The 15,953-nt window shown below is 69.0% G+C and carries 17 protein-coding genes and 1 riboswitch; of the genes, 9 read left to right on the top strand and 8 right to left on the bottom strand.

Translation table 11 applies throughout. From position 1 onward, the window contains the following. On the bottom strand, positions 1 to 970 hold a 970-nt coding region (locus VNN10_03250; GenBank protein ID HXH21021.1), incomplete at its 3' end, for an FAD-dependent oxidoreductase. Between the two features lie 113 nt (positions 971 to 1,083). Between VNN10_03250 and VNN10_03245 the strand changes: the two genes are divergently transcribed. Then, positions 1,084 to 1,314, top strand: a complete 231-nt coding sequence (locus VNN10_03245) for a zinc ribbon domain-containing protein (GenBank protein ID HXH21020.1) — start codon at positions 1,084 to 1,086, stop codon at positions 1,312 to 1,314. A gap of 25 nt (positions 1,315 to 1,339) precedes the next feature. On the opposite strand, the gene VNN10_03240 is transcribed toward VNN10_03245, so the two are convergent. After that, positions 1,340 to 2,530, bottom strand: coding sequence for a phosphodiester glycosidase family protein (locus VNN10_03240; GenBank protein ID HXH21019.1), 1,191 nt, complete (start codon positions 2,528 to 2,530; stop codon positions 1,340 to 1,342). Positions 2,531 to 2,848: 318 nt separating this feature from the next. Further along, positions 2,849 to 2,986, top strand: a riboswitch (cobalamin riboswitch). Between the two features lie 124 nt (positions 2,987 to 3,110). Between VNN10_03240 and VNN10_03235 the strand changes: the two genes are divergently transcribed. The 8 genes from VNN10_03235 to VNN10_03200 all read left to right on the top strand — a co-directional run bounded on the left by VNN10_03235 (position 3,111) and on the right by VNN10_03200 (position 10,197). Further along, positions 3,111 to 4,037: a helical backbone metal receptor gene (locus VNN10_03235; protein HXH21018.1), complete on the top strand. Its 927-nt coding sequence runs from the start codon at positions 3,111 to 3,113 to the stop codon at positions 4,035 to 4,037. Next, positions 4,034 to 5,101: a nicotinate-nucleotide--dimethylbenzimidazole phosphoribosyltransferase gene (cobT, locus tag VNN10_03230; protein ID HXH21017.1), complete on the top strand. Its 1,068-nt coding sequence runs from the start codon at positions 4,034 to 4,036 to the stop codon at positions 5,099 to 5,101. The genes VNN10_03235 and cobT overlap by 4 nt, the downstream gene beginning before the upstream one ends. Beyond that, on the top strand, positions 5,088 to 5,867 hold the full coding sequence (gene cobS / locus VNN10_03225; protein HXH21016.1) for an adenosylcobinamide-GDP ribazoletransferase: 780 nt from the start codon (positions 5,088 to 5,090) through the stop codon (positions 5,865 to 5,867). Before cobT ends, cobS begins: the two co-directional genes overlap by 14 nt. Positions 5,868 to 5,879: 12 nt before the next feature. After that, positions 5,880 to 6,443: a bifunctional adenosylcobinamide kinase/adenosylcobinamide-phosphate guanylyltransferase gene (gene cobU / locus VNN10_03220; GenBank protein ID HXH21015.1), complete on the top strand. Its 564-nt coding sequence runs from the start codon at positions 5,880 to 5,882 to the stop codon at positions 6,441 to 6,443. Positions 6,444 to 6,486: 43 nt separating this feature from the next. Further along, positions 6,487 to 7,044, top strand: a complete 558-nt coding sequence (locus tag VNN10_03215; protein HXH21014.1) for a hypothetical protein — start codon at positions 6,487 to 6,489, stop codon at positions 7,042 to 7,044. Continuing rightward, on the top strand, positions 7,041 to 8,024 hold the full coding sequence (locus VNN10_03210; protein HXH21013.1) for an aldo/keto reductase: 984 nt from the start codon (positions 7,041 to 7,043) through the stop codon (positions 8,022 to 8,024). The genes VNN10_03215 and VNN10_03210 overlap by 4 nt, the downstream gene beginning before the upstream one ends. A gap of 242 nt (positions 8,025 to 8,266) precedes the next feature. Beyond that, positions 8,267 to 9,076, top strand: coding sequence for a thioredoxin (trxA, locus tag VNN10_03205; GenBank protein HXH21012.1), 810 nt, complete (start codon positions 8,267 to 8,269; stop codon positions 9,074 to 9,076). A 302-nt stretch (positions 9,077 to 9,378) separates the two neighbouring features. Next, a complete protein-coding gene (locus tag VNN10_03200; protein HXH21011.1) occupies positions 9,379 to 10,197 on the top strand; it encodes an enoyl-CoA hydratase-related protein in 819 nt (272 codons plus the stop codon). A gap of 68 nt (positions 10,198 to 10,265) precedes the next feature. Here VNN10_03200 and VNN10_03195 read toward each other — a convergent pair whose 3' ends face one another. Genes VNN10_03195 through VNN10_03170 form a run of 6 tightly spaced genes read right to left on the bottom strand, consistent with a single transcriptional unit; the run spans position 10,266 to position 15,865 of the window. Beyond that, positions 10,266 to 10,739 (bottom strand): hypothetical protein, encoded by a 474-nt coding sequence (locus VNN10_03195; GenBank protein HXH21010.1) that lies wholly within the window; start codon positions 10,737 to 10,739, stop codon positions 10,266 to 10,268. After that, a complete protein-coding gene (locus tag VNN10_03190; protein ID HXH21009.1) occupies positions 10,736 to 11,953 on the bottom strand; it encodes a CoA transferase in 1,218 nt (405 codons plus the stop codon). The genes VNN10_03195 and VNN10_03190 overlap by 4 nt, the downstream gene beginning before the upstream one ends. Further along, positions 11,954 to 13,153 carry a CoA transferase gene (locus VNN10_03185; GenBank protein HXH21008.1) on the bottom strand — a complete coding sequence of 400 codons (1,200 nt, stop codon included), beginning with the start codon at positions 13,151 to 13,153 and terminating at the stop codon, positions 11,954 to 11,956. A gap of 3 nt (positions 13,154 to 13,156) precedes the next feature. After that, positions 13,157 to 14,275, bottom strand: coding sequence for an acyl-CoA dehydrogenase family protein (locus tag VNN10_03180; GenBank protein HXH21007.1), 1,119 nt, complete (start codon positions 14,273 to 14,275; stop codon positions 13,157 to 13,159). 11 nt (positions 14,276 to 14,286) lie between these two features. Beyond that, positions 14,287 to 14,697 carry a Zn-ribbon domain-containing OB-fold protein gene (locus VNN10_03175; GenBank protein ID HXH21006.1) on the bottom strand — a complete coding sequence of 137 codons (411 nt, stop codon included), beginning with the start codon at positions 14,695 to 14,697 and terminating at the stop codon, positions 14,287 to 14,289. 1 nt (position 14,698) lies between these two features. After that, positions 14,699 to 15,865 carry a thiolase family protein gene (locus VNN10_03170; protein HXH21005.1) on the bottom strand — a complete coding sequence of 389 codons (1,167 nt, stop codon included), beginning with the start codon at positions 15,863 to 15,865 and terminating at the stop codon, positions 14,699 to 14,701. Positions 15,866 to 15,953 lie beyond the last annotated feature (88 nt).

Raw genomic sequence — 15,953 nt, 5'->3', positions numbered from 1 at the left:
CCGCCGTGCCGTTGAATCGCGCGGCCGCCTGACGCGCGACCGCGACTGCGCTCTGGCGGGCGAGCTCGGCGCTGGCGGGCGCGAGCCGGCCGTCGGCGGCGCGCAGCCCGGAGACGTCTCCCAGGGCGAACACACCGGGCGTGCTGGTCTCGAGCGTCATCGGGTCGACGGGCACGCGGCCGGATGGGTCGACCAGTCCGCACTCGACGAGCGGCGGCGGGGCCGTCTGCGGCGGGAGCGTGATCAGGAGGTCGAAGCTGCGCTCGCCGCCGTCCTCGAACCGCGCGAGGTGCCTGTGGGCGTCGACGGCCGCGAGGCGCGACTGCGCGAGGAACTCGATACCCTTGTGCGCGAGCTGCCCGGCTATGAGCTCCGACGCCTCGGGGCCGAAACGGGCGAGCGGCGAGTCCTCGGGCGCGGCCACGCCGATCTCCACCTTCTGGCGCATCTTGCGCTCATGGAAGTAGTGCTCCAGGAGCATCGCCAGCTCGTAAGGGCCCGGGGCCCACTTCGGGTCGGCCGCCGTGGCGATAAGGACTCGCCCCCCGGCGAAGTAGCGCAGGCTGGCGGCGAGCCGTTCTGCGGACTCGAAGGTGACCGTGCTCTGGAAGTTGTCCGAGAGCCCCGGGATAGCGTCGAAGGCCGGCTCCGTACCGGTGGCAAGCACCAGGAGGTCGAAGCGGACCTCCCTGCCCCCGGCGGCTCGGACTTGCCTGGCGGCGAGGTCGATGTGCTGGACCTCGGCATTTACGAACTCGATCCCCTTGCGGGCGAGGCGAGAGCGAGGCCTGAGTAGCGTCCTGCCGCGCACCTCGCCGACGGCCAATGCGGCGTGGGACGGCGGATAAGAGGCCATCGGCGCCTTGTCGATGACGACGACGCGCTCGTGGCGCAGCCGGCGCTTCAGCTCCAGCGCTGCGAAGACGCCGGCCATGCCGCAGCCGAGTACCAGGACTGTGCGATCCGGCACCAAACCTGCTTTCCAGACGACGTCGAGGCGCGCTTAGTCTAGCATCGTGGGCCCTCGGTCCCGTGGGACGGGGCTTCGCTGCCGCGGCAGCGGCCTTCTATAATCGTGGTGCCATGCCGGTATACGAGTACTACTGCCCGCCCTGTGGGTCACAGTTCGAGGTGCTGCGGCCGATGGCCCGCGCGGACGAGCCTGCGACCTGCCCCTCCGGTCACCGGACGACGAACCGCGTGCTCTCGCTGTTCGCCACGTTCTCGAAGACTGCGGATGGTGAGGCGCGGCCCGTCGCATCAGGGTGCGCCTGTGGGGGCGCCTGCGCCTGCGGCGGACATAGCGCCCACTGAAGCCAGGACGTCGCCCCTCGGCGGCTCAGGGGACGTACCTCGATTCGTCCAGCGTCAGGTACATGAAGTCGTTGGCCTGCGTACCCAGGAAGCGCGCAGGGCTATCGACCATCGAGTCCATGAACTTCGCGGCCTTGAGGGAGCCATCGGGCTGGGCGAAGAACAGGGATGTCAGCACGTAGGGCGTGTTGATGTCCAGGTGCATGGCGTAGCAGGCGCCAGCGGCCCAGAGCGCTTTGGCCAGCGTGGCAGCGCTCAGCGAATTGCCAGCCGCGACGAGCAGGTCGCCGTCTTTCGTGAGCCCTATAGCCGAGCGCCAGGTTATGAACTCCGCGGAGTTGACCTGGACGTATCCCCATGTGTTGTTGCCCTCGTTCGTCCGCCGGCTAACCTCGCAGTTGTCGACCAGGAGGACGGCGTTCTGACGCACGGCCTCCATGTCGTCGCTCCAGGAGAAGTCGCGGCCCCATTCTCCGATCCGGACGCTGCCGTCCTTGAAGAGGACGACGCTCGCGAACCCGTTGCGCAACGGCCGGTACTGGCGGCCGTCGGCGTACATGCCGTAACCGCCATGCGGGCCGCGAAAACCGCCGTTCCAGGCGACGAGCAGATGCCCGCGCTCCGCCGCCGGGATGACACCGGGGCCCCTTACGCCCCGGTCGCCGCCGGGACTCTCTACGCCGCCAGTGATATGGAGGCGTACCCGGCGCCTGTCGACCAGAAGCACGCCGACCACGGCGTACGGGCGGGCGGCGTCAGGACGGAGGAAGGTCTTGGCCATCAGCACGTCGTCAGGTGAAGAGCGGGGCAGGCCGGCCGTGGTCCAGACCCCTTCGCCGTCCCGCGGGTCGGCCCGCAAGGACTTGACCTCCGGCAGGTGAAGCGGCGCTCGCTGGCGGAGCGTTATCGAAACGGCGGGCGCCTCGGGTGCCGACTCACCGTCGTCAGCGCCAACGATGCTGGAGGCTTCCGTCCCGGGGCTGTCGGAGAACGGGTCGGCCGGACCGCCGAAGATGCCGTAGCGCAGGCGGTCGAAGCGGTCGTGTGCTGCGAAGTACCAGCTCTCCAGCCGTGCCGTGTTCTCGTCCCCGATGAGGGCGCGGCTCAGCTCAGCCATCCGGTCGGCGTAGCGGTCCTTGAGCGCGAGGAAGGCGCTGAGGAGCGCGATGACAGCCACGGCGGCAACCACTCCCAGCGCCCGACGGCTCCCGGGCATTACTGGCCTTGAGTAGCGCTTTGCGTCCAACTTCGATGTCGCCTTCCGTCGGGCAAGAGCAGAGGGCCTGTCCTCTCGGCCGGCAGCAACTCGTACCGGGCTGATCCTCGCGTCCCCCGGCGAGAACTATGCTGACGGCAGCAAGGTACCATCCGGCTTGGCCCCTGGCCTACGCGCAGCCCTATCCGCTGTCTACCATCCCCGCGGACCGCCACATGGGTGGAATCGAGCCCGGACGTAGAACCTGGCGCCGTCGGGGTCCCGTGTCTTGACTGGCGGCCGCGCACGCCTTAGCCTCTCGTCTGTCTGCAGACAGAACCGAATAGAGTCCCCACGGGTGCCTTCGCTCAGCGCGAAGGAAGTGCGAAGCCGGTCAAAGTCCGGCGCTGTCCCGCAACTGTAGTCCTTCCTCCGGGAAGGAGAGCCAGGTCGCCAGCCCGCGGGGGATGTTCGCAGAGCCTTCGAGGAAAGGCCCGGACGTCACCGCCAGACCGGCGGCGATCCACCCGGCTCCTCGAGCCGGGTTTATTGTGCCCGGCCGGGTCGCCGGGCTTCCGGGCCACAGGACAAAGGAGCAGCGATGACCCGGAAGCTCTCTCTTCTCTTCGTTGTGGCCCTCACCGCCCTGCTGCTGGCAGCTTGCGGCGGCGATTCCGGTGGCGGGATCGTTACCACCGACCCTGACTCTCCCTACCCGCTCACCGTAAGGCAGTCCGACGGGCAGGAGATCACGATTCGGAAGCGCCCGGAGCGCATTGTCTCCCTCTCTGCCCACGCGACGGAGATATTCTGCGCCATCGGCGCGGGCAGCCAACTCGTGGCCGTGGAGCAATACGCCAACTGCCCCCTGGGGAGCAGCGCCAAGCCTCAACTCGACGGGTTTAGCCCCAGTCTCGAGGCCATCGCCTCCTACCGCCCCGACCTGGTGTACGTCTCGAGCAATAGCGGCGACGTGGTCCAGGGGCTCAGGCGGCTGGGAATGCCGGTCCTGTACCTCGAACTGCCGGCTAGCCTCGGCGGCGTCCTGGAGCAGATCCGGTTCCTCGGAAACGTCGCCGGGCGCGCACAGGAGGCCGGGGCCTTGACGAACCAGATGGAGCGCAGGATTGACGCCGTACGACAGAAGGTGGCCAGTATCAGCCGTGGTCCTCGCGTCTACCATGAGCTTGACACGACGTACTTCACGGTCGCGCCCGGTAGCTTCGTCGGGGACCTGTACGTCTTCCTGAAGGCGGAGAACATCGCCGCCGGGGCTAGCTCTCCGTATCCCCAGCTGTCCGCCGAGGTCATCGTGCAGCGCAACCCGCAGGTGATCGTGCTCGCGGACGAGGCCGCTGGCGTGACCGCGGACTCGGTCCGGGCGCGGCCGGGATGGTCGGTGATCGAAGCCGTGCGCAACAACCGCATCTGCATCGTCGACCCCGACATCGTGAGCCGGCCGGGCCCGCGCATCGTGGACGGACTCGAGGCCCTGGGCAGGTGCCTGTACCCGGAGCAGTTCCGGTGACCATCTCCCTTCCGGAGATCCCGCCGCTGGACAGGGAGGCCGCAGCGGCCGCTGCCGCCCGCCTCGACAGCCTGACCAAACCGCGGGGCAGCCTGGGGCGTCTCGAGGAGCTCGCCATAGCCCTGGCGGCGATGCAGGGCCGCCCGCTGCCCCTCGTGAGCCGGAAGCTAGTGCTCGTCGTCGCGGCCGACCACGGCGTCGTGGCTCAGGGGGTCTCCGCCTACCCCGCGGAGGTCACGCGGCAGATGGTGGCGAACTTCCTGGCGGGCGGCGCGGCGATCAATGTCCTGTCCCGTGTAGCCGGCGCCGAGCTGGCGGTGGTCGATGCCGGCATGGTGTGCCCGGTCGACGACCCGCGAGTAATAGGCCTCCGCCTGGGGCCAGGCACCCATGACTTCAGCCGCGGGCCGGCGATGAGCATGGGCACCGCCGCGGAAGCGCTGCGGAGGGGCGTCGCCCTTGCAGACCGCTTCGATTCGGACGTAGTGGCCTGCGGCGAGATGGGCATCGGTAACTCCACGGCGGCTGCCGCCCTGGCCGCGGCGTTGCTTGGGCTGACACCTGCGGCCGCCGCCGGGCCGGGCGCCGGACTCGACGCCGCCGGTGTGGAGCGCAAGGCGTCAGTGATAGCGCGGGCGCTAGCGGCCAACCGGCCCGACCCGGCCAACGCTCTGGACGTGCTGGCGAAGCTCGGCGGGTTTGAGGTGGGGATACTGGCCGGCTTCATGGTCGGCGCCGCGGCCAGACGCCGCGTCCTTCTGATCGACGGCGTCATCTCCACGGCAGCGGCGCTCATCGCGGCGAGGCTGGCGCCCGTGGTCCGAGACTACATGATCGCGGCCCATCGCTCCCCGGAGCCCGCGCACGGGTTCATGCTGGAGGCCCTTGCCCTGACACCCTTGCTCGACTTCAGCATGCGGCTGGGAGAAGGCAGCGGCGCGGCGCTCACAATACCCATCCTCGAGGCCGCCTGCCGGCTCCTGGCCGAGATGGCCACGTTCGACGAGGCCGGCGTATGGCGCGCAGTGGCCCGTACGACTGAGGCAAACGGTGACGGAGGCTGAGGCGGCGGCCGGGCGGAGGCCTTCGCCCCTCCTGGCGCCGCTGGTCGCGCTGGAGTTCATGACTGTCCTGCGCCTGCGACGGCCGGGGCTGGTCGAGCCGGCGCTACTCGGCTCGAGTCAGGCGTTCTTCCCTCTGGTCGGACTCCTCCTTGGCGGCCTCCTTGCTGCCGTGGGGCTCGGGCTGCGTGAGGCCGGGGCCAGCGGGCAACTGTCGGGCTGGCTGCTGGTGGCGCTGCTGCTCCTGCTGACCGGTGCGCTGCATGCGGACGGACTCGCGGACAGCGCCGATGGCCTCTTCGCCGCCGGACCAGTCTCGCGCCGCCTCGACATCATGCGCGACCCGGCAGTGGGGGCGTTTGGCGTGGCGGCCCTGATAGTCGTCCTGGCCCTGAAGGCGACGGCGCTGGGCGAGCTGGCGGCAAGAGAGCGGTTCGACACGCTGATACTGGCCCCCTGCCTCTCGCGTTGGTCATGCGTTGCCGCCATCGCGGCCTTCCCCTACGCGCGGCGCGATGGGTTGGGCAGCGCCTTCCACACGTCATCCTTTCCCTGGGCTGCGCCCGCCGCTGCGGCCGCCGCCCTCGCCGCCGGCGCCCTGACGCTCGGGCCGGACGGAGGCGCGGCATGGTTGCTCGCGACAGCGCTCGGCCTCGGGCTCGGCGCCGCCGTCGCCACGCGACTCGGCGGCCTCACGGGAGATGCTTACGGCGCCGTGGTGGAGGTCAGCGAGGCGCTTCTGCTTCTAGCGGCGCTCGCCTGGTACTGAGGGAAAGGGCAGATGGGCGAACTCGTGCTTGTCACCGGGGGCGCGCGGAGCGGCAAGAGCCGGTTCGCGGAGCGCCTTGCGGCCGGATTCGGCCCGAATGTTGCGTACATCGCCACGCTCGTGCCGGGCGACGACGAAATGCGCCGTCGTGTCGCCGCTCACCGGCGAGCGCGGCCGCGCGCCTGGCGCACCATCGAGGAGCCCCTGGATGTCGTGTCAGCACTGGCGCGCGCCGGAAGCCTCGACGCCTGCGTCCTCGACTGCCTGACGCTCTGGGTAAGCAACCTGCTGCTGCAGGCAGATGAGGCCGCGGAAGGGCGCGAGGCAGATGTCTCACGCGTAGTGCTGGACCCGGTCCACGCGTTGCTGCAGACACAGCGAGCAAGGGCCGGCGCGTTGATAGTCGTGACCAACGAGGTCGGGAGCGGCCTGGTGCCGGAGTATCGCCTGGGGCGGCTATTTCGGGATGCGCTCGGTGAAGCCAACCAGGCGGTCGCTGCCGCCGCCTCGAGGGTCTACCTCTGCGTCGCCGGACACGCCCTGGACGTCAGGGCACTCGGTACGCCGGTCGAGTAGTGGAGAGAAGGCGGAGACTGGGCAAGCGGCGTAAGCTCTGAGAGTGCAATTCGAAGAGCTCTTCGGGGAAGCAACGCTAAAGACCCTGGCGCTTGCCACCGCGGAGGACGCAAGGCTGCATCTCGTCGCCGGACATCCGCTCCGTGCCGCCTTCTCTGCCGCGCACAGCTTTCAGATAGCCGGGCAGCGTTCCTGGTCGGAGGATGACCAGTCGCGCATGGAGCGAGCCCTGAAAGACGAAGTCAAGGCGCGCCTGAGGTCGGGCGACGACACTACGGCCGCGTGGCGGGCCGGATATCTGATCCTGCTCGGCGCCCGGCCGGAGTGGCAGGAAGAGGACCTCCGCCGCATGGTGCGGGCGGTGAGCCCACGGGGTAGCGTCCGCGCCTGGACGCGCATGTGGTTTGCTGGCCAGGCAGCCGATTACCTTCTGCTAACCGGCACGACGTTCTGGACTCCAGAAGACCTGAGGCGCATGCTGGATGCCGTCCGCGAGGACTTCGCGCTGCGGCTGCGAAATGGCGACAAGCTAATGGCCGCCGATAGGGTTGTCTTGTACAAGGTCCTGGCCGCCGGCCAGGCGGACGAGGCGAGCGCTTGAGATACCGCACCCTGGGCAAGACCGGCCTCACTGTTTCCGAGCTGGGCTTCGGCTGCGGAAACGTCGGCGGCCTGATGACTCGCGGCCAGCCGGATGAACAGCGGTCTGTGGTCGCCCGAGCCCTGGAGGGCGGCATCACCTACTTTGACACCGCCGCCTCCTACGGCGACGGGCGGTCGGAGGAGAACCTCGGCCGCACGCTCAGGGACCTCGGCGCCTGGGAGCGCGTGGTGGTCGGCACGAAAGTCAACCTGTCCAGGGACGCGCTCGCGGACCCGAGGCCGGCGGTGCGAGACTCCCTTACGCAGAGCCTGCGCCGCCTCGGGCGCGACAGCGTCGACCTGCTGCAGTTGCACTCCCGCATCGGTAACGACCCCAACGAGCGCTCCCTGCCGCCGGGCGAAGTCGCCGGCGCCGTGGCCGAAGCGATGCGAGCGTTGGTCCGCGAGGGCCTGGTGCGGCACGCTGGCATCACCGGCCTGGGCGAGACCGAGGCCGTCCTCGAGGTTGTGCGCTCGGGGGCGTTCGATACCGTACAGGCCTACTTCAATGCTTTGAACCCCAGCGCCGCCTACGCGGGCGCCTCCGGCGGGGCGCAGGACCTTGGTGGCCTCATCGCGGAGGCGGCGAGGGCCGGCATGGGCGTCATCGCGATCCGGGTCCTGGCCGCTGGCGCTGTCAGCGGCTCGAGCGAGCGGGCACGGCTGGCGAGCCCGGGAGGCGGCGGCGCCATGGTTCGGGGCGGCGAGTTCGAGGCCGACCTGAGGCGGGCGCAATCCCTCGCGGACGTTGCCCGCCGCCACGGCCTGGAGAGCACGGTGGAGTTGGGCCTGAGGTTTGCGCTGGCCGCCGAAGGCGTCTCGACTGCGCTCGTCGGCTTCTCCGACATCGAACAGGTGGAGAGCGCCCTGCGCTGGACGGCGCGGGGCCCGCTTGCGCCCGGCGCCGTGGGGGAGGTCGTCGCCCTCGCGCGCGGCTAGCGCCGGTCGCCCATCGCGACTCCGGCCGTGCGGCGAACTGCAAGCTGGACGCGGAGACGGGCCGGTCTGGCCGGCGTCCCTGCAGCGCCGCCCCCTCCGCCTCTGCCGGAGATCAGCAGGAGCGTCCGGCGCGTCCGAATGGCTGGACCCTGAGAGCGCACGGCGTCGCCGGTGCGGGAGCGACTGGCGCGGTGGGGCGGGATCGGAGACGATTGAGAGGACGACTGGGCAGGAGAAGCACATTGGACGTAAGGGACTTTGACCGCGAGGTTATTGAGGCGAGCCGCGAAACGCCGGTGCTGGTCGACTTCTGGGCGCCATGGTGCGGCCCCTGCCGCATCCTCGGCCCGGTGCTCGAAAAGCTTGCGGCGGAAGCCAACGGCCGCTGGAAGCTGGCGAAGGTGAACACGGACGAGAACCCCGCGGTGGCCGCCCGCTACCGCATCTCCAGCATCCCCGCCGTGAAGCTCTTCGTGGACGGTCGCGTGTCCGGCGAGTTCGTCGGCGCGCTGCCGGAGCAGCGCGTGCGCCAGTGGCTGGATGACGTCCTCCCGAGCGAGAACCGCGCCCGGCTGGAGCAGGCCGAAGCTGCCCTTGCCCGCGGCGACGAAGCCGAAGCCGAGAGCCTGGCGAACCTGGTGCTGGTAGAGGAGCCGGGAAACGCCGACGCCAGCCTGGTCCTGGCCCGGGCGCTCCTTTTCCGTAACCCGGCCCGCGCCCGCGAGCTGGCCCGCAGCGCCGCCGCCGCGAAGCCGGCCCTCTACCAGGCCGCGCAGTCGGTGGAGTCGATTGCCAACCTTGTACTCGACGCCTCGGACGGCATGTCCCTGCCGGAAGGTCCGGGGCGCGAGGCGTTCTCGTCGGCCGTCCGGGCGCTGGCGGCCCGCGACCTCGACGCCGCCGCCAGCGGCTTCATCGAGTCGCTGCGCCGTGACCGGCATTACAACGACGAGGCGCCGCGCAAGGCCGGAATCGCCCTCTTCAACCTGCTGGGGGACGCGCACCCGGTCACCCAGAAGTACCGGCGCGCCTTCCAGATGGCGGTCTTCTAGGTCCCTGGCGCGCGGCGCCTACGCTTGTCCGGCGGGACAGTCCGCGAGGGCTGGCCAGCACCGGCTCCGACCCTCTTCTCACCCGCCGGGCGCATCGATGACAACCCGCGGCGCCGGGCATCGTGTAAAGTCTTGTCGCAGACGCTTGTCGCAGACGCTCCGGCGCCCCTACCGCTGATGTGACCCCGTACCCCCGAAACCAGGCCGGCCGATTGACAGCCAGGGGCCGTGAAGGTATAAGGGCCGCAACCCCCGCGTTTAACGATAGGTAAAAGCGTCTACGAACCACCGGAGGTCCGCCCATGGTACGCGTCAAGGACGGTGTCCTGCTCCTGGACAAGGAAGAGAACGGCCGCATCTGGATAATCACCCTGAACCGGCCCGAGCGCCTCAACGCCTTCAATGGAGAGCTACGGAAGGTCCTCCACGAGACGTACTGGGAGTTCGCGCACGACCCCGACGCCTGGGTCGCGATCCTCACGGGCGCGGGCAGGGCGTTCGGCACGGGACAGGACCTCCGCGAGCGCGCCGACCGCGATGCTGCCCGGGCTGCCGGGTTGCCGGACCCGATGGTCCAGATGCCGCAGCACCTGGCCAACATCTTTCCCCTGGCCGAGGCGCTGAACTGCTGGAAGCCGATGATCGCGGCCGTAAACGGCGTCTGCGTTGCCGGCGGGTTCAATCACGCTATTCAATGCGACGTCCGCATCGCCGCCCAGTCAGCGGAGTTCGGCGTCACGGAGGCGCGCTGGAACCAGGCCGCGGGCTGGATCCACCACCTGGTGCGGATCGTCGGCCTCGGCCACGCCCTCGAGCTGTGCATCTGGGGCGACCGGCGCATCTCGGCCCAGCGCGCCTACGAGATGGGCCTCGTAAACCAGGTGGTGCCGGACGACCAGCTCATGCCGACGGCCATGGAGTGGGCGACGCGGCTCATGGAGCTGGCGCCGCGGGCGGTGCGCAACTTCAAGGAGATCCTGTACAAGGGCACCTACATGGGGCCCTTCGAGGCGAGGCGCTACGCCGCGAACCTGGAGCAAAACCTGCGCGGCATGCAGGACTCGATCGAGGGGCCGAAGGCCTTTGCCGAGCGCCGGAAGCCCGTGTTCACGAACTCGTAGGCGGCGCCGGGCCGTCGCCGGCAGCCGCGGGCCGCTCCCGGCCGCCCTGTCGAGGGCCGCCGGCCCGCCTAGCGTGTGCCGAGGCTTTCGGCGCCCGCCCGTTCGGTGACAGAGGGCGCTACGGTGGACGGGGCCGGCACCGAGGCGGGGCCGAAGTAGGGCATGCTGCGCGGGTACTCCTTCGCCCAGCGGTTTCCCGGCGGTATAGCTCCCGACTGGTTGTGCCGCGCCACGACTTCGACCCATCGGCTCAGGTAGGCGGATGTGACCTCGTAGCGGAAGAAGCGCGCGCGGCCCCTGATCTCGGGGTTCGGTTCGCGCTCCGAGAAGTGGTCGATGAGCTTCCCCCGCAGGCCGAAGCGGGCGCGGCTGCCTGCAAAGCCCACGTACAGCACGCGCTGCCGCTCGTCCGCGAGCTCGTAGATGCCGTTGCTTCCCGAAAGCTTCGCGGCGGCGGGAGTCCAGAGGGGCGTCCCTTCGAAGTCCTTCCAGTCCTTCCACGGCATGCGGATTTCCCAGGGCTTTCGGTCGGAGTTCGTCATACTCGTTCCTCCGCTCTCTCAGGCAGTGCTATGGCGCCCGCTTCCGCGAGCGCCGCGATCTCGTCTTCGCTGAGGCCCAGCAGGTCACGCAGCACCTGCTCCGTGTGCTCGCTGTACTCCGGCCCCGGGCCGATGCGGATGTCCGCCCGCCTTGCCGTCCAGGCCGCCCGCTGCAGCCGGAAGGTATCTCCGCGCGGCATGCGCACTTCCTGGAAGGCGCCCCGGGCGAGGAAGTGCGGGTCCGAGGCGATGTCAGCCGTGGTCATCACCGCGGACGCCGGGATCCCCTCGGCCTGCAGGAGGTGCATGGCCTCGATTTTGTCCTGCCCGGCGGCCCATTCGGCGACTACTCTGTCAACGGCATCTTCGTTGCGCTTGCGGGCGAGCGTCGTTGCGAACAACGGATCGGTGCTGAGCTGCGGCCTCGTCATCACCCGGCAGAGCGCGGCCCACTGGGCGTCGGTCTCGACCGCTATCGCGAGCCACTCGTCCTCACCGCGACAGCGGTAGACGTTATGGGGCGCGACATTCGGGTGGCGGTTCGCGGCCCGCTGCTGCACGCGGCCGTTGAGCACGTAATCGAGGATGAACTCACCCACGAGCTGCGTCTCGCCGTCGCGCATCGCCACCTCTATCGCCTGACCGCGGCCAGTGCGGCGCTTGTGAAACACCGCGGCCATGACCGCGAGAGCGGCGAGCACGCCGGCGTTGTAGTCGCAGTAGTAGTTTCCGGGCTTGAGCGGCGTGCTGTCGGGATAGCCGGTCAGGTGGGAGAGACCGCTCATCGCGTCGATCCCCGGCCCGAACGACGTCATATCGCGCAATGGCCCGGTCTTGCCGAAGGCCGGCATGGACACGGTGATGATGCCCGGGTTCACCTTTACGAGGTCGTCGTGCTCGAGGCCGAAGTTGCGCATCACCCGCGGACTGAAGTTCTCGATCACGACGTCGCTGATCCGGACCAGGCGCTTGAAGATGTCACGGGCCTGCGGGACGTTGAGGTTCAGTGTGATGCCGAGCTTGTCCCGGTTCAGGTCTATGAAATTGCCGCCACGCCCCGCCGCCCTGCTCGACGTCGACCTCGTCAGGGTGCGTTGCACAGTGTTCTCGACCTTGATGACCTCGGCGCCGAGGTTGCCGAGGATCGAGGTGCCGACTGGGCCGGCAACGACGATTGTCAGGTCAAGGATGCGGATGCCGGAAAGGGGGCGCACCTAGACAACCCCTCTTTCGCGGAGCCCGGAGAGCTCCTCGGCGGTAAGGCCCAGGCGCTGGCAATAGATTTCGACGTTGTGCTCGCCGAGCAGGGGCGCGCGCTCCACCCGCAAGGGCGTTTCACCCATCACGAATGCCGGCCCGATGTGCCTGAAGGCGCCGAGGAGCGGGTGCTCTACTTCGGGCAGGAAGCCTCGCGCCTGCAACTGCGGGTCCTCGAGGAGATCCGCTGGTGTGAGCACCTCCGTGAAGGGATGGCGTATCTCCTGCGCCTTGCGCACCGCCTCGGCCTTGTCCTGCTGGCTCAGCCAGGCGGAGACCAGCTCATCGATCTCGTCCGCGTGGCCACGCGGGGTCTCCCAGACCTCAGGCTCGCTGAGGCGGGGCGTCTCCGTGAGGACGCCGAGGAGGGAAGGGTCCGCGGGCGCCCAGTGCACGTGCACGAAGCCATCGCGCGCCGGAAGGATGGTCGAAGGATAGGGGGCGGTCGGGAGGTCGGACAGCAGGCGCGCGCCCACACGCCGGTAGATCTGGCCGTTGTTCAGATATGCGGACATGCCCGCGTGCGCGTAGCAGATCGCCTCCGAGATCGAGACGTCGAGGCGGTCTCCCATGCCCGTGGCCTCGCGCATGAGGAGCGCCGCCATCGTCGCCGTGGCGGCATGGAGCCCGCCCTGATACTGCGCCTGCGAGCCTCCGGCCTTGATCGGCTCGCGGTCAGGCAGGCCCGTCAGGAACGTATAGCCGCCGAACGAGTAGTCGACCAGCTCGCCGCCCTCGTACTCGGCATACGGCCCGTCCTTGCCGAAATGCGTGACTGACGTGACCACCAGGCGCGGGTGCTCGCGCTCCAGCAGTTCATGGCCGATGCCGAGGCGCATCAGCTCGGACGGCTTGAAGGACTCTACGAGCACGTCCGCCGTGGCAATGAGGCGCCGCAGCAGGTCGAGGCCCGTCGCGCGCCAGGGGTCGAGCGTGATGCTCTTCTTCCCCATCGAGAGGTGAAGGTGGACGACAGAAGTCTCAGGGTCCGGGATGTCGTCCTTGAAGGGCGGCATGCTCCGGATCGGGTCGCCCAGGCCCGGGCGCTCCACCTTGATGACCTCGGCGCCCAGGGCGGCCAGGAGCTTGGTGCAGTAGCCGCCGGCTATGCCCTCGCTAAGGTCGACGACGAGGACGCCATCGAGAACGCCGGCCATGCGCTAGGGCTCGAGCTCGAACTTCCCGGGCTGCACGGAGCCGTAGGTCAGGTCCCGGGCCATGATCATGCGCTGTATCTCGGAGGGCCCCTCGCCGATGCGGCGGATGCGCAGCTCCCGGAACCAGCGCTCGAAGGGCAGGTCCTTGGTCATACCGTAGCCGCCGTGGATCTGCATCGACCGGTCGACAACGCGGCCCGCCGCTTCCGTCGCGATGAGCTTCGCCATGGCCGCCTCGAAGCGGAAAGGTTCGCCGTTATCGACCTTTTCGGCGGCGGAAAGGCATAGCCAGCGCGCCGTGCGGATATCGATCTCGTTGTCGACGAGCATCCACTGGATCGCCTGCCGGTTGGAGAGCGGCTCGCCAAAGGTGACGCGCTGGCGAGAGTACTCCGTGGCCATGCGGTGTGCCGCGATCGCCACGCCCGTGCAGCTCGCCGCATAGGTGATGCGGTTGCCGCTGAGCCGGGCATTGGCGTTGGCGAAGCCCGTGCCCTCGGCGCCGATCATCGCCGAAGCCGGCACCCGCATGTCCGTGAAGGAGAGCTCCGTCGTGTAATGGGAGCGCAGGACGTGGATGAGGCGCCGCACCTCGAAGCCGGGGGTGTTCGTCGGCACGCGGAAGGCGCTGATGCTCTCGCGGCCAGGCGTATCGCCCGTGCGCGCGTAGATCGTGCCAAAGGAGGCCGTGTCGGCGCCGGAGTTGAAGACCTTGGAGCCGTTGATGACCCACTCGTCGCCGTCGCGCACGGCTCGCGTGCGGATGGCGCGCGCGGGGTCGGAGCCGCCGCTCGGCTCGGTGAGGCCGATGAATCCTCCGCCACCACCTCCTTCGCCGGTCCCGGCAGCGCCCCGGAAGAGCCCGTAGCAGGGCGAGTAGAGCCCGGCGCGGTGCTGGGACATCTCCTCCGCCATGAAGACCCTCGTTTTCGTGTCCAGGCCCTGCGCGCCGGGTATGCCCGTCGACTCGGCGATGGGCCGCAGGCGCTCCTCGTGCTCCTCGGGCAGTTCGTAGGCGTCGGCGTCGAGCTCGGTCTCCTCCAGAGGGATGATCTCTTCGCGGACGAAGCGCCGGATGGTGGCGCAGATCATCTTCTGCTCTTCGGTCATTCGCAGGTCCATGTGTGCCTCCTCTAGGCGGGGCGAAACTTCAGGATCGTGGCCTCCGGAGTGGCGTCGAAGTACTCCGCCACGAGCCTCATGCCGATCTTCAGGTCCCGGTTCTCGCAGCCGACGACGTTCGAGGTAATGCGAGGCCCCTCGTCCAGCTCCACAATGGCGACGTTGTAAGGGATGTCGTCGCGGAACCCCGGGTGGTAGAGCTGGTGCACGACGATGAAGCTGTAGAGTGTGCCGCGTCCCGAGGCCACCTCCCACGAAGCCTCCTCCGAGAGGCAATGGGGACAGAAGCGCGCCGGCGGATAGCGATAGCGGCCGCAGGCCCCGCACCTCTGGAGGCGCAACTCGCGCTCCCTCAGGCCCTCCAGATAGGGACCGTTATCGTCCGTGAGTTGAGGCAGTGGTTTCGGGTACTCAACCGTCATCTCAGTTCCTCAGGACGAGGGTGGCGTGCGTCGTCATCACGCCGCCCTGGTTGCTGACGACGCAAATCTCCGGGTCCTTGACCTGCCGCGGGCCGGCCTCGCCCCGCAACTGGCGCACCGCCTCCACGATAAGTTGCATGCCGGGCATCCCCGTCTCGGACAGGAGTCCGCCGGAGGTGTTGAGCGGCAAAGAGCCTTCCAGCCCGATGCGCCCCCCGCCGATGAAGTCCGGCCCTTCGCCCTTCTTGCAGAAGCCATAGTCCTCGAGCGTAACGATCGGGACGATCGTGAAGCAGTCGTAGAGCTCGGCGAAGTCGACGTCCTCAACGCTGATGCCGGCGAGGCGGAAGGCCGTGGGGCCGGAGATGGCTGCACCGGAGGTCGTGAGCACCTCGCGCTGGGCCAGGTCCCAGGCCGGGTGCGCCTGCGCGAAGGACATGACGCTCACTGGCTTCTTCTTCAACCCCCGGGCCCGCTCGACGCTGGTGACGATTACGGCCGCGGCGCCGTCGCTGACCGGACAGCAGTCGTAAAGGCGGAAAGGCTCGGCAACCCAACGGGAGCTAAGGTATTCCTCCATCGTGAACGGCTGCTGGAACTGGGCGTTGGGGTTCAGCGAGGCGTGGCGGCGGAAGGTGGTAGCGATGGTTCCGAGTTGCTCGTCCGTCAGGCCGTACTCATAGCGGTAGCGCTGCGCGATCATGGCGTAGCCGCAGGGCGCGCCGGTCATGCCAGCCACGGCTTCGTCGCCGCCGTACGTGGGCCCACGGGCCGCCTCGGCGGCGGGCCGGCGGCCGTAGGAGGGCCTGCCGCTGGTGTTCGGGTTGTCGCCGTAGCTGATGGTGGCGACGTTACACAGCCCCGCCTCCATGCACATGATCGCGTAGGCGATGAGGCTGATGTTGCTGGCGCCGGCCTGGTCGAGGGTCGCCGTCACGCGCGGCACGACGCCGAGCGCCTGGGCGACACGGGCGGAGAAGAGGCCCTGGAAATTGGACGTGGGATACTTCGTGAGCACGGCGTCGATCTCGCCCTTGTCGATGCCGCAGTCCTCGATCGCGTTCCGGATGGCCTCGACCGTGAGGGTGACCGCGTTTCGGCCGGGCGTGCGGCCGTACTCCGTATTGCCCACGCCGACGATGCAGTACTTGCCGTTGATGTCAAGCATCGATGGCTCCTGCGCGGGGAAGAGCTGACTTAACGGGCGTTAAACGCGTGCATCTTAGAACCGACTCTACCGCCCGTCAACGACCGGG

Source organism: Dehalococcoidia bacterium (genome assembly GCA_035574915.1).
Classification (GTDB): domain Bacteria; phylum Chloroflexota; class Dehalococcoidia; order DSTF01; family WHTK01; genus DATLYJ01.
The sequence above is the reverse complement of the archived record's forward strand: the minus strand, read 5'-3'. Positions and strand labels throughout refer to the sequence as shown.

Coding starts and splice junctions, on each gene's coding strand:
- VNN10_03245 (HXH21020.1), top strand. CDS start 1,084: ATGCCGGTATACGAGTACTACTGCCCGCCCTGTGGGTCACAGTTCGAG.
- VNN10_03240 (HXH21019.1), bottom strand. CDS start 2,530: ATGCCCGGGAGCCGTCGGGCGCTGGGAGTGGTTGCCGCCGTGGCTGTC.
- VNN10_03235 (HXH21018.1), top strand. CDS start 3,111: ATGACCCGGAAGCTCTCTCTTCTCTTCGTTGTGGCCCTCACCGCCCTG.
- cobU (HXH21015.1), top strand. CDS start 5,880: ATGGGCGAACTCGTGCTTGTCACCGGGGGCGCGCGGAGCGGCAAGAGC.
- VNN10_03200 (HXH21011.1), top strand. CDS start 9,379: ATGGTACGCGTCAAGGACGGTGTCCTGCTCCTGGACAAGGAAGAGAAC.
- VNN10_03195 (HXH21010.1), bottom strand. CDS start 10,739: ATGACGAACTCCGACCGAAAGCCCTGGGAAATCCGCATGCCGTGGAAG.
- VNN10_03185 (HXH21008.1), bottom strand. CDS start 13,153: ATGGCCGGCGTTCTCGATGGCGTCCTCGTCGTCGACCTTAGCGAGGGC.
- VNN10_03180 (HXH21007.1), bottom strand. CDS start 14,275: ATGGACCTGCGAATGACCGAAGAGCAGAAGATGATCTGCGCCACCATC.
- VNN10_03175 (HXH21006.1), bottom strand. CDS start 14,697: ATGACGGTTGAGTACCCGAAACCACTGCCTCAACTCACGGACGATAAC.
- VNN10_03170 (HXH21005.1), bottom strand. CDS start 15,865: ATGCTTGACATCAACGGCAAGTACTGCATCGTCGGCGTGGGCAATACG.